Source organism: Enterococcus sp. DIV1208 (genome assembly GCF_050530455.1).
GTDB lineage: Bacteria > Bacillota > Bacilli > Lactobacillales > Enterococcaceae > Enterococcus_B > Enterococcus_B hirae.
This window is the reverse complement of record NZ_CP172887.1, coordinates 1-12,978: the sequence shown is the minus strand read 5'-3', so window position 1 is coordinate 12,978 and position 12,978 is coordinate 1. Positions and strand designations below refer to the sequence as shown.

General features: G+C 38.2%; 11 protein-coding genes. 1 reads left to right on the top strand and 10 read right to left on the bottom strand.

Translation table 11 applies throughout. The features are described 5' to 3' along the window. Window positions 1-4: 4 nt before the first annotated feature. On the bottom strand, window positions 5-1,978 hold the full coding sequence (locus IGK91_RS00055) for a DHH family phosphoesterase (protein WP_034697669.1): 1,974 nt from the start codon (window positions 1,976-1,978) through the stop codon (window positions 5-7). 238 nt (window positions 1,979-2,216) lie between these two features. Here IGK91_RS00055 and IGK91_RS00050 point away from each other — a divergent pair, with 238 nt between their 5' ends. After that, window positions 2,217-2,624 (top strand): hypothetical protein, encoded by a 408-nt coding sequence (locus tag IGK91_RS00050; protein ID WP_010736777.1) that lies wholly within the window; start codon window positions 2,217-2,219, stop codon window positions 2,622-2,624. A gap of 147 nt (window positions 2,625-2,771) precedes the next feature. On the opposite strand, the gene rpsR is transcribed toward IGK91_RS00050, so the two are convergent. The 9 genes from rpsR to dnaA form a co-directional block, all read right to left on the bottom strand. Continuing rightward, the gene (gene rpsR / locus IGK91_RS00045) at window positions 2,772-3,008 is read right to left on the bottom strand and encodes a 30S ribosomal protein S18 (protein WP_002288370.1); all 237 of its coding nucleotides are present in this window, start codon (window positions 3,006-3,008) and stop codon (window positions 2,772-2,774) included. 25 nt (window positions 3,009-3,033) lie between these two features. Next, complete coding sequence (gene ssb, locus IGK91_RS00040) at window positions 3,034-3,546, bottom strand: single-stranded DNA-binding protein (protein WP_010720497.1); 513 nt, start codon at window positions 3,544-3,546, stop codon at window positions 3,034-3,036. Window positions 3,547-3,597: 51 nt separating this feature from the next. Beyond that, window positions 3,598-3,897 carry a 30S ribosomal protein S6 gene (gene rpsF / locus IGK91_RS00035; protein ID WP_010720498.1) on the bottom strand — a complete coding sequence of 100 codons (300 nt, stop codon included), beginning with the start codon at window positions 3,895-3,897 and terminating at the stop codon, window positions 3,598-3,600. 399 nt (window positions 3,898-4,296) lie between these two features. Further along, the gene (gene gyrA, locus IGK91_RS00030; RefSeq protein WP_010720499.1) at window positions 4,297-6,795 is read right to left on the bottom strand and encodes a DNA gyrase subunit A; all 2,499 of its coding nucleotides are present in this window, start codon (window positions 6,793-6,795) and stop codon (window positions 4,297-4,299) included. 19 nt (window positions 6,796-6,814) lie between these two features. Continuing rightward, the gene (gyrB, locus tag IGK91_RS00025) at window positions 6,815-8,761 is read right to left on the bottom strand and encodes a DNA topoisomerase (ATP-hydrolyzing) subunit B (RefSeq protein WP_010736776.1); all 1,947 of its coding nucleotides are present in this window, start codon (window positions 8,759-8,761) and stop codon (window positions 6,815-6,817) included. Beyond that, window positions 8,762-9,883: a DNA replication/repair protein RecF gene (gene recF / locus IGK91_RS00020; RefSeq protein WP_034697664.1), complete on the bottom strand. Its 1,122-nt coding sequence runs from the start codon at window positions 9,881-9,883 to the stop codon at window positions 8,762-8,764. Beyond that, window positions 9,870-10,112, bottom strand: coding sequence for a S4 domain-containing protein YaaA (gene yaaA / locus IGK91_RS00015; RefSeq protein WP_010720502.1), 243 nt, complete (start codon window positions 10,110-10,112; stop codon window positions 9,870-9,872). The genes recF and yaaA overlap by 14 nt, the downstream gene beginning before the upstream one ends. A gap of 211 nt (window positions 10,113-10,323) precedes the next feature. Further along, entirely contained in the window at window positions 10,324-11,454 is a 1,131-nt protein-coding gene (dnaN, locus tag IGK91_RS00010; protein WP_010720503.1) for a DNA polymerase III subunit beta, read from the bottom strand. 189 nt (window positions 11,455-11,643) lie between these two features. After that, window positions 11,644-12,978, bottom strand: coding sequence for a chromosomal replication initiator protein DnaA (gene dnaA, locus IGK91_RS00005; protein WP_010720504.1), 1,335 nt, complete (start codon window positions 12,976-12,978; stop codon window positions 11,644-11,646).

The window sequence follows — 12,978 nt, the reverse complement described above, 5'->3', positions numbered from 1 at the left end:
TCCATTACTCCTTATCATATAATTGATTCCTATTTTCTTTGATTGCAGCAAGTAAACGCTGTTTGGTTTCTTCTACTGTGACACCTTCCAATTGGGTCGCTGCATTGGTGAAATGACCGCCGCCGCCAAGAGACTCCATGATCACTTGAACATTGATCGTGCCCGAACTACGAGCACTGATCCCGACTAGCCCGTCCGTTCGTTTCGTGATGACAAAAGCCCCATTGATATTGATCATTGATAAGAGGGTGTCTGCCGTTTTCGCAGCGATCACACTATTATATTCCTTTTCATCTGTCCCAGCTGCTACGACAATATCTGAAGTTACATATTCGCTCTGTGCAATCAAATGGCTGATTTCCAAATAGGTTGCTAAATCTGAACTCAATAAATATTGTACTAGGGAAGCATCCGCACTACAAGACCTTAAATAACTTGCTACATCAAAAGTTCGTGCTGTTGTGCGTACATTAAAACTGTTCGTATCAACAGTCATGCCTGCCAATAACAACGTCGCTTCAAAACGATCTAAGCGATTCGTGCGATTGCTTTGATACTGAATTAGTTCTGTTACTAACTCTGAAGCAGAAGAAGCAGAAGATTCGATATACGTCAACAGCGGCTTACTTGGGAACTCCTCCCCACGTCGATGATGATCAATAATAACGATCTTATCAAATTGCTCATATAGGCTCTGAGAGATCGATAGCGAGGGTTTGTGGTAATCTACCATAACTAGCAGGTCTTCTTCTTTTTTAAGCTCCATCGCTTTTTTGGGCGAAATCAGCTGTGCTTCTAGTTCAGGGTGTTTATGAATTTCCTCTAAACATCGTTCTACGTCTGGAATAATCTCGTTTTCATCAAGTACGATATACGCTTTTTTTTGATTGAAACGAGCTAAGCAACTTACCCCAAATGCTGAACCAATAGCATCCATATCGGGGAATTTATGCCCCATGATAAATACATCGCCAGTTTCAGTAAAAATCTTACGAAGTGCAGTACTCATCGCTCGTGAACGTACACGGGTTCGTTTGACTGACTTAGCTGATTTTCCTCCATAGTAAACAGGTTTTGCTCCCTCACGTAGTTCTTTCACGACAACTTGGTCGCCACCTCGAACTAGAGCAATGTCCAAATTATTTTGGGCTTCTCCCCCAATTTCATCTAACGAATCTTGACCGTAAGCAATCCCCATACTTAGAGTAATTGGCAAATTTTGTCGCTCTGCTTCTGCACGTAAACGATCCAACAGATCAAATTTTTTGTCCATCATTTTTTTCAAATCAATCATTTGTGCGACAAAGAAAAAGCGTTCTGCAGTGATCCGCTTAAAAAAGACATGGTATTCGTTCATCCAATCAGACACCATTGTAGTCACAAACGAATTGAGATAAGAGATTTCTTTGTCATCTAACTTATCGATAGCATCTGCATAATTATCAATTGATAAGATACCAATCACTGGCTGACTGTTGGTTTGATGGAGCTTCAACAATTGATTTTGGGTGATATCGTTGAAATAAACGACCCCCTTTACTGTATCCATTTCAAATTGAAAGGTTCGATCTGCTAAATATACTTGTTTTTTCTTTTTCTCTTTTGCCGAAAAAAAAGCATCTAATAGTTCTTCTTCTGTTAAGCTGCTTTGATCTTTGATTTTTAAGGCGAGTGGGTTCAACCATTCAATTTTTTGGCTTGTTGGTTGGTACGCAATCACTCCTACTGGCATCACTTCGGAGACATAAGCAAGATTGTTCTCAGCCACCGTTGAGGCTTGTTGGATTTTTTCACGATTTTTTATCATTAGCCATCGTTTTAATTTCAACCAATAACGTAAGCCAAAAAGGTTCATCAAAAGCACAACCAAAGCGCTAACAAAACGAAATGGCATAAATAATACAACCAGTACTTCAAGCAATAAAAATAAAAAAATGAAGAGAGGTCTAGGGGTTAAGTTTTCTTTTTCTTTTTCCATCTTCTTCCTCCCATAGTTGATTAGTTTAATTTTACCATAACTTCCCGTATTCAAGCGACTAAACAAATGCTTGATTATTTAACTGAAAATACTTTTCACTGTATTAAAAAAAATGGTAGAATAACTTGTTTTCAACCTTGAAATGACAGTTATCATCTAACCTCAAACCGAAATAAAGCAAATTATTACTACTTTGAATGTTCAAATGAGCAATTTATAAAAGGCAAAGGAGCATTATATGAATAAAATGAACAAATTAAGCTTCCATCATATCGGTAAACCAATCGATCTGGAAGAAATCAAAGATCATCCAGAAACAAAGTATAGTCCTTTATTCGATATGTACTCACTGGATGTGAAAAATTCTTTATCTATGCCAATCGAACTCCATGCCTTTGGTCCCGATTGTCGTCTTGATCCAATCATTCAAAAAGAAGCTCATGTTGCTTTTACAGTCGATAACATTGAGCTAGCATTGAAAGGACAAGAAATCATCATGCCTCTTTATCAACCTTTCGCTGGCTACCGTTGTGCAATGATCTTAGTCAATCAGCAACCAATCGAGTTGATTGAGAGCAGCTTGTCGGAAAGTCAGATTTGGGGAGATGGAATTTTTAAAGATAGTATTCTTTATCCCCAATCCTAAACGAAAATCGTGGATGCTTTTCTCTATGATTCTTCTAAGTATAGATGACACTCTTTTTTTTGATAATAAAACATCTAAACATTTATTCTCAAAAAGTAAAAAACGAGGGAACGGTAGTAAAACCATTTCCTCGTTTCATTATTTCAATTAATCTTCACTTACGAAAGGTAGTAAGCCCATGATACGTGCGCGTTTGATAGCAACAGTAATTTTACGTTGGTTTTTAGCGCCTGTACCTGTTACACGACGTGGCAAGATTTTTCCACGTTCTGAGATAAATCTTTTTAGTAATTCAATATCTTTATAATCGATATATTCAATATGGTTAGCAGCAATATAGTCTACTTTACGACGTTTACGTCCGCCTCTTCTTTGTTGTGCCATTCTATTTCCCTCCTATCAAATTCGTTTAGAATGGTAAATCATCGTCTGAAATGTCGATCGTTGAACTTGAACCAAATGGATCAGAATTGTCACGATCAAAATCAGGCATACCGTTGGATGATTGAGATGTTTGATTATAGTTATTACTTCCGCCAAAATCATTTGTCGATTGACCAGAGCTTTGGTAACCGCCAGTTTGTTGACGATTTTCAGATGCAGCACGACTTTCCAATAATTGGAAGTTTTCAGCAACTACTTCTGTTACGTATACACGTTGTCCTTGCTGATTATCATAAGAACGAGTTTGGATACGTCCAGTAACTCCTAAAAGAGTCCCCTTACGAGCATAGTTTGCTAATGTCTCTGCTGATTTACGCCAAATCACACAATTAATAAAGTCAGCCTCACGATTGCCGTTTTGGCTAGTAAAATTACGATTAACAGCTAAAGTAAACGTTGCTACTGCAGTGCCACTTGATGTATATCGTAAATCCGGATCTTTAGTTAGACGTCCAACTAGTACAACATTATTAATCAAAAGATTCATCTCCTCTCATCGTTGTTCTATTGTTCCACATGAAACAATAAATTATGCTTCTTCTTTCACGATCATGTGACGAATGATATCGTCGTTGATTTTAGCAAGACGGTCAAATTCATTGACAGCAGTTGCTGATGATGGAGAAGACACTTTAACGATGTGATAGATACCTTCACGGTAACCGTTCATTTCATACGCTAAACGGCGTTTTTCCCAATCTTTAGATTCGATAACTTCAGCTCCGTTATCTTTCAAGATTGCATCGAAACGTTCGATTAAAGCAGTTTTTGCTTCTTCATCAATGTTTGGACGAATAATGTACATGATTTCATATTTCGTATTTTCCATTGATTTTCACCTCCCTATGGACTTTCGGCTCTTAGATTCCCAAGAGCAAGGAGAGTTTTCTAATAAATTAGACTACTCACAATCTTTAATTATACACGTATAGAGTGAAAAAAGCAATAAGCTGAAGGGAAAATAGTGTAGAAAGAAGTTTTTAATAAGATGCTTTACTAAATGACTGCCGAAAGTTCTCTTTTTGAATCTCTTGAAAAACACGATCTCCTACAATAACAAAGTATAAAAACTACAAGAGCTATTCGTAGGTGGATTCTTTTTTATGTTGCAAAAGAATCCATGAACATAAAACAATAATAAGCCACAACCTCCGACAATCATTGTGTATCGGAGGTTGTGGCTTATTTTTACAAGCTTCCCATCGCTGAGACAAGCCCTGTTTTTTGACTATTCTTCTGTTTTATCTATTGTGGTATCTTCCACGGTCTCTGTTGGTGTCTCAGTTTCTTCTGTGCTTTCTGGCTCGACGGCCGCCATTGTCACAACCTTCGTATCAGCTTCCATTTTGATCAAACGTACGCCAAGTGTAGCACGTCCAGTTTGAGAAACAGTTGAGACATTGAAACGAATAATAACGCCTTTATCTGTGATCAGCATGATATCTTCTGTTCCAACAATCGTGGCTAGTCCAGCTAATGGACCATTTTTTTCAGTGATATTGGCTGTTTTGATCCCTTTACCGCCGCGACCTTTCACTGGATACTCTTTCACTTTCGTTCGTTTACCATAGCCTTTTTCAGTAATGATCAAGACTTCATGATTTTCATTCATCAAGGCAGCACCAATCACATAATCGTCTTCTCTTAAACGAATACCTCGAACTCCTGACGCTGTCCGTCCCATGTCCCGAACAGCTCCTTCCGCAAACGTTACCGAATAACCATCATGTGTACCAATGATAATGTTTGATTGACCATCTGTTAACAACACGTTGACTAATTCATCGTCTTCTTTTAAGCCAATCGCAATCAATCCATTACTGCGGATATTCGCAAAAGCAGTTACGGTGGTCCGTTTCACCGTTCCTTGACGAGTAGTGAAGAAGAGGTAATGTCCTTCTTGAGCTTCACCGGTGACTGCGATAATTGCTTGAATTTTTTCACTTGAATCGATCCCTAACAAGTTAATGATTGGAATTCCTTTCGCAGTTCGACCATATTCTGGAATTTCATATCCTTTGGCACGATAGACTTTCCCGTTATTGGTAAAGAATAGCAAGGTGTCATGTGTCGAACAAGAGACAAGGTTTTTGACGAAGTCATCGTTATGCACGCCCATTCCTTGTACACCGCGTCCACCACGACGTTGTGCTCTAAATTCATTGTTCGCTAAACGTTTGATATACCCATTGTTCGTGAGTGTAATAACGATTTCTTCTTCTTCGATCAAGTCTTCATCTTCAAGACTTAAAACTTCACCCACTAGTAATTCTGTACGACGTTTGTCACCAAAACGTTGGTTTAATTCTGCTAGCTCTGTTTTGATGATTTCGGTCACACGTTCTGGACGAGCAAGAATATCCGTTAAATCTTCGATCAATCGTAATAATTCTTGGTATTCATTTTCGATTTTCTCACGTTCTAAACCAGTTAGACGACGTAAACGCATATCTAAGATCGCTTGCGCTTGTCGATCAGATAATTCAAAACGATCAATCATCGTTGTTTTTGCTTCATCGTCAGATTTAGACCCACGGATAATTGCAATGATTTCATCAATATGGTCCAATGCGATCCGTAAACCTTCTAAAATGTGAGCTCGTGCTTCTGCCTTTTCTTTTTCAAAAATCGTTCGGCGAGTGATCACTTCACGCTGATGCTCTACATAGTTTTCAAGTATTTGTTTAAGACTCAGTACTTTAGGAACGCCTTTTTCAATGGCCAGCATATTGAAACCAAATGAATTTTGTAATGAAGTCAACTTATACAGGTTATTTAAAATAACCGAAGCACTTGCATCACGGCGGATATCGATAACGATCCGCATTCCTTCACGAGAAGACTCATCACGCAAATCCGTAATTCCTTCAATCCGTTTATCACGGTGTAATTCAGAGATTCGTTCGATCAATTTTGCTTTATTGACCATATAAGGAAGTTCCGTTACGATAATTCGTTCTTTGCCATTAGGCATCTCCGTGATTTCTACTTTTGCTCGAACAGTTATTGACCCTTTCCCCGTTTCGTAAGCACGGCGAATACCTGATTTACCCATTACGAGACCACCGGTTGGAAAATCGGGACCAGGTAAAACTTCCATCAATTCATTGGTTGTTACTTCTGGATTTTCCATCAATAGATCGATCGCTGCTACTACCTCAGATAAATTATGAGGGGGGATATTCGTCGCCATACCAACTGCGATCCCTGTTGTTCCGTTAACTAGCAGATTAGGAAAGCGTGCTGGAAGTACGACTGGTTCCCTTTCTGTATCGTCATAGTTACTTTGGAAATCTACAGTATTTTTATTGATATCCCGTAGCATCTCCGTGGCAATTTTACTCATACGTGCTTCGGTGTACCGCATCGCAGCTGCTCCATCACCATCGACAGAACCAAAGTTACCATGTCCATCCACTAGCATGTACCGATAACTAAATGGTTGTGCCATCCGTACCATGGATTCATAAATAGCACTGTCTCCATGGGGGTGATACTTACCCATAACATCCCCAACGATTCTGGCAGATTTTTTATGGGCTTTATCTGGGGTCACACCCAATTCGTTCATCCCGTATAAAATACGGCGATGAACAGGTTTTAACCCATCTCGAACATCCGGTAGTGCACGAGCAACAATAACACTCATCGCATAATCGATGAAGGAGTCTTTCATTTCGCTAGTTAGATTGACATCATGGATGTTCTCTCTGATTTCTTCACTCATCTTTTTTCCTCCTTCATGACTAAATATCTAAGTTTTTCACATAATGGGCATTTTCTTCAATGAATGCACGACGAGGTTCCACTCGATCACCCATTAACATTTCAAAAATTTGATCAGCTGCGATAGCATCATCCACACTAACACGAGCCATCATACGATTGCTAGGGTCCATCGTTGTTTCCCATAGTTGATGGTCATCCATTTCACCTAACCCTTTGTATCGTTGAACACTTGGTTTTGGTGTAGCTGGTAGAGAAGCAACTACTTGTTTCAAATCTTCTTCAGCGTTTTTACCGGGTTGTACATACGTGATTTTTTTCCCTTGTTTTACCCCGTATAGCGGCGGTTGTGCAATATAAACATATCCCGCTTCAACAATTGGGCGCATATAACGATAAAACAAGGTTAAGAGCAATGTTCGAATATGGGCACCATCGACATCGGCATCCGTCATAATCACTAATTTGTGGTAACGAGCTTTGGAAACATCGAAGTCTTCACCGAATCCTGTTCCCATAGCGGTAAATAAAGAGCGGATTTCTTCATTGGCTAGAATTTTATCCATACTTGCTTTTTCAACATTTAAGATTTTCCCACGAATCGGTAAAATTGCTTGAAATTCACGATTTCGCCCTTGTTTTGCTGAACCGCCGGCAGAATCTCCTTCGACGATGAACAATTCGCATTTTTCTGGATCATTACTTGAGCAATCCGCCAGTTTACCAGGCAAATTACTGATTTCTAATGCGCCTTTTCTTCTGGTTACTTCACGGGCACGTTTCGCTGCTAGACGTGCTTTAGAAGCCAACAATCCTTTTTCAATGATTTGTCGTCCAACACTTGGATTTTCTAACAAGAATTTCATGAAATGCTCGCTAAACAGACGATCTGTTACTGTCCGAACTTCAGAATTACCTAATTTTGTTTTGGTTTGCCCTTCAAATTGTGGATCTGGGTGTTTGATCGAAATTACTGCGGTCAGTCCTTCCCGCACATCTTCACCAGTTAAGTTATCATCATTTTCTTTCATCAATTTTTGTTTACGTGCATAGTCATTGATCACACGTGTCAACGCTGTCTTGAAGCCAGATTCATGCGTACCACCTTCATAAGTATGGATATTATTTGCAAAACTCATGATGTTGGAGTGGTAACCATCGGTATATTGCATGGAAACTTCTACCGTGATGTCTTGTTGTTCTCCTTCTAAATAAACTGGCTCTGGAAAAATGACCGTTTTATTTGCATTCAAATATTCCACATAGCTCTTGATCCCACCGTCATAATGGTACTCTTTTACTACTGGAGATTCTTCTCTCTTATCTTCAATCGAGATCTTCATTCCCCGGTTCAAGAATGCTAATTCGCGGATACGGGTCGCTAGCTTATTAAAATCAAAAACTGTTGTTTCCGTAAAGATTTCTGGATCTGGTATAAAATGAACAGTTGTCCCGTTTCGATCGGTTTGTTCAATAATCTTCAGATCATCGACAACAGCACCACGACGATATTCCTGATAGTACACATTTCCATCTTTGTAGACTTTTACATCAAGCTGAGTGGAGAGCGCATTTACAACCGAAGAACCTACCCCGTGAAGACCACCAGATACTTTATAACCGCCTCCGCCGAATTTCCCACCAGCATGGAGTACCGTAAACACCGTTTCTACCGCTGGACGACCAGTTTTGGCTTGGATATCAACGGGGATACCTCGGCCATCATCGATGACAGTAATACTGTTATCTTTTTCAATTATTACTTGGATTTTCGTCGCAAATCCTGCTAGGACTTCATCGATAGAGTTATCAACGATTTCCCATACTAAGTGATGTAATCCTTCCGAACTTGTGGAGCCGATATACATACCAGGACGTTTTCGAACGGCTTCAAGTCCTTCAAGAACTTGGATCTGACTGGCATCATATTCTTTTGCACGTTCTACTAAACTTTTTTCATCTGTCATTTAGCCTTCTTCTCCTTTTATTTCCCCTTGCTGAACATAAAAAATCTCTGGTTCAACAGTCATTTTGTTTTTTACATGATCAAGTGTCGTTGTTGTTAAGAAAGTCTGTACCTTTCCTTCAATCGTTTCTAGTAAATGTAGTTGGCGATTATCATCTAGCTCACTCATTACATCATCAAGTAAAAGAATTGGATACTCCCCAGTTTCTTCTTTGATCAAATCAATTTCAGCCAACTTGACACTTAAAGCAGTGGTCCGCTGCTGTCCTTGAGAACCATACGTTTGCACGTTTTTTTGATTGACGAAAAAAGAAAGATCATCACGATGTGGTCCAATTGTCGTTGTTCCGCGAAACATATCTTTCTTTTTGTTTTGATTCAACAATTCTAAAAATTGTGTTTGGATCTCTTCTTGTGTTTGTGTACTTAAAGAAGAAAACGAGGTGACATATTCAATCTCTAATTGCTCTTTTTGATGGGTGATTTGTTGGTGCAATGTATTTGCCCAAAATTCCAGTCGTCGAACAAACTGTGCACGTGCTTTCAATACTTTACTTCCAAATTCAGCTAACTGTTCAGATAAAATATCTAAATAAAGTAAATCTGTTTGTTTTTTTTCATTCAGTTGTTTCAAATATTGATTTCTTTGTTTTAGAATACCTTGATATTGAACCAAATCGTAAAGATAGATCGGATTGATCTGTCCTAACTCCATATCAAGAAATTTTCGCCTGATCTGCGGACTACCCTTTACTAATGAAAGGTCTTCAGGTGCAAATAAAATGACATTTAATTGACCAACATAGCTACTTAATTTTTTTTGTTCGATATGATTGATCTTTGTTTTGCGTCCCTTTTTTGAAAGAAGGATCTCCAAAGGAATCTTAGAGGTTCCTTTTGTCACTTCGCCCTGGATCAGTGCTTGCTCGCCTTGCCATCCGATCAATTCTTGCTCACTGCTGGTACGGTGACTTCTCGTCATAGCCAAAACATAAATACTTTCCAAAAGATTCGTCTTACCTTGGGCATTTTCTCCTAAAAAAATGACAAGGTTTTTAGTAAACGTAATCTTTAATTCCTGATAGTTTCGATAATTTTTTAGATACAGCTTATTCAGCCTCATTATCGTTTATTCCTTTTTTTACCATAAAAAAAGTTCCCACTTCTGGAACTTCAACCATCATGCCGGGATAAAGTTTTCGTCCACGACGATTCTCTGGTTCGCCGTCTACCAAGACAGTGTTTTCAGCTAAATACCATTTTGCTTGTCCACCACTGCTAATTACTGTGACTTCTTTTAGCATTTGACCCAACGTCATAAATTCTGTTTTTAGAATGACTTGTTGTTTCAATGTTCATCCCTCATTTTCATTAATAAATGTATACTCTATTATACCTTTTTTTAGGCAATAAAACAAATTTATCCATATATTTTTCCATATAAGACGATTTAAGCGAAAAAAGGTGTTTTAAACAAAAATAAACAAAAAGCCTTAAAAGTGATTTTATGGCTTTTTGTTTATTTTTTGTTTTTTTCATTACTTTTTCAAAATGATATACAGATTAGTTCGTACGTACTGGTGTGATTAACTGGATAAATTGAACACCATCTTCTGTTGGTTCTAATGTAAACGGACGAATAGAAGAAATAAATTTCACTTTGATACTCATATCACCAAATGCACGTAACGCAGCTTTCATGTAATCAGGGTTAAAGGAAATATCCAAAGGATCCCCACTACTTGCCACATAATTCAGACTTTCTTCTACTTTTCCGATTTCAGGTGAGTTTCCATATAGAATCACCGCATCTGATTGGATGGATAAACGAACGATATTATTACGTCCTTCATGAGAAAGTAATGAGGCACGTTCAATCGCTGCAAGGAAACTTGGAACAGAAAATTCTACTTCTGTGTTGAAGCTTGAAGGAATCAACCGATTCGTATCGGGGTAGTTTCCTTCCAACAGACGGGAATAAAAATACATGTTTTCTGTTTTAAAGAGTACTTGGTTTTCCATGATACTGATCTCAACGATTTCTTCTTCATTTGTCAATGAACGAGATAATTCAGTCAGACTTTTACCAGGAATCACGATATCAAAATGATCAGCTGCTTGTTCAACTGGAATCACTCGTTGGCTTAGACGGTGGGAATCAGTTGCGACAGCCAAAAGAGAATTTCCTTCTAAAATAAAATGGACCCCTGTTAGAATTGGACGACTTTCATGTTGTGAGACAGCGAATACTGTTTCATTGATCAATTTCGTTAAGACATGTACCGGTAATTTCATTTGATTATGGCTTTCAACGACAGGTAAATGAGGGTAATTGTCTGCATCTAACCCATTTACTAAGAAGTTGGCTTTTCCTGAAGTAATGGCTACTTGTTTATTCTCTAAGACTTCAAGAGTAAAGGTGTCTTCTGGTAAGCGACGGATAATTTCACTAAAGAAACGAGCTTGTAACACAATTGCTCCAGTTGATTCAATTTGCATTTGGGCTTTTTCATTTTCAACAGATAAAAAAGTTTCAATAGAAATATCTGCATTACTCCCAGTTAGCGTTAATCCTTCTTGAGTCAAAGTAATTTTGACTCCAGTCAAGATTGGAATAGTGGTTTTACTTGAAATAGCACGTTGAACAGTTTGCAATTCTTGCATAAAACTTGCTCGATTTAAAGTTACTTTCATGTTGTGTCTCCTTTAAGCGTTTATTTATTATTAGTTAATATATAAATAATAAAAGTATTAGGTACTGTTGATTCTGTGGAAAACTAAAAAAATGCAAGAAATAAAAGAAAAAACAGCTGTGGAAAATCTGTGTATAACTTTTAGGCTTTTTTTGACTTTATCCACAAAGCGTTTTTTCGTTTTTCAAAGTTAATTTAATAAGAAATTTTTGATTTCGGATACTTCATTTTGCATGCTGACACTTGATTCCATTAATTGCTGGATTTTTTCGTGAGCATGAATCACTGTTGTATGGTCTTTCCCACCAAATTCAGCACCAATTTTTGGTAAAGAACTATCCGTTAGCTCTCTTGCTAAGTACATAGCGATTTGTCTCGGTACAACGATTGATTTGACACGTTTTTTTCCTTTTAGGTCTTTTAACTGAATATGATAATATTTCGCGACTTCTTCTTGGATCTGTAAGATAGATAATTGCGGATGACCTTTACCAGATTTTAGTGTTTTCAGTGCATCTGCAGCTAAACTAGTTGAGATATCTTCACTATTCATCGCAGCAAATGCTTGAACGCGAACGAGTGCTCCTTCTAATTCACGGATGTTTGAATCAATTTGTCCGGCAATGTAACTCAAGGTATCATCGGGTATTTCCAAACGTTCGGCTGCTGCTTTTTTACGTAAAATCGCAGTTCTCGTTTCTAAATCGGGTGGTGTGATATCAACTGACAATCCCCACGCAAAACGTGAAACCAAACGTTCTTGTAATTTTGGAATCTCATTTGGTAAACGATCACTCGTCAATACAATTTGTTTTCCTTCATTGTAGAGTGCATTGAAAGTATGGAAAAATTCTTCCTGTGTTGCTTCTTTTTCAGCAAAGAATTGAATATCATCGACCAACAAAAGATCGACGTTTCGGTATTCTTGGCGAAATTCCTCTGCAGTTTTGTTTTGGATCGAGTTAATAAAGTCATTGGCAAATGTTTCACTACTAACGTATTTGACCTTTGCATCAGGCTCGCTTAACAACATTTGATGTCCGATAGCATGCATCAAATGGGTTTTACCGAGGCCGACACCACCATAAAAGAACAAAGGATTATAAATGGAACCAGGGTCTTCTGCAACGACTAAAGCTGCCGCATGAGCCATTTGGTTTCCTTTACCGATAACGAAGGTATCAAATGTATATTTCGGGTTCAACATCGCCTTCTTTATTGGATTTGCAACAGGTATTTTAGGACTTTTAATTTCTTCGACGACTTCTTGCTCCACCTCTTCACCAGTTACAAACCTTGGAATGATCTCTTTTCCAGTTAGCATGTAACCAACTTCAACAATTTTGGTTGTTAGATTCTTTTCCCAATATTCTTTATGAATTTTACTTGGTACTTCGACGACTAATTGACTCTGATCCAATGAACGTGGATGAGCGGTTTCGATCCAAGTATTATAGCTCGCAGGTGAGAGATCCTTTTGATAAGTTGTTTTTAATTCGTTCCATAAAGCATCGAGGGATACCAT

Coding starts and splice junctions, on each gene's coding strand:
- IGK91_RS00055 (WP_034697669.1), bottom strand. CDS start 1,978: ATGGAAAAAGAAAAAGAAAACTTAACCCCTAGACCTCTCTTCATTTTT.
- IGK91_RS00050 (WP_010736777.1), top strand. CDS start 2,217: ATGAATAAAATGAACAAATTAAGCTTCCATCATATCGGTAAACCAATC.
- rpsR (WP_002288370.1), bottom strand. CDS start 3,008: ATGGCACAACAAAGAAGAGGCGGACGTAAACGTCGTAAAGTAGACTAT.
- rpsF (WP_010720498.1), bottom strand. CDS start 3,897: ATGGAAAATACGAAATATGAAATCATGTACATTATTCGTCCAAACATT.
- gyrA (WP_010720499.1), bottom strand. CDS start 6,795: ATGAGTGAAGAAATCAGAGAGAACATCCATGATGTCAATCTAACTAGC.
- gyrB (WP_010736776.1), bottom strand. CDS start 8,761: ATGACAGATGAAAAAAGTTTAGTAGAACGTGCAAAAGAATATGATGCC.
- recF (WP_034697664.1), bottom strand. CDS start 9,883: ATGAGGCTGAATAAGCTGTATCTAAAAAATTATCGAAACTATCAGGAA.
- dnaN (WP_010720503.1), bottom strand. CDS start 11,454: ATGAAAGTAACTTTAAATCGAGCAAGTTTTATGCAAGAATTGCAAACT.
- dnaA (WP_010720504.1), bottom strand. CDS start 12,978: ATGGTATCCCTCGATGCTTTATGGAACGAATTAAAAACAACTTATCAA.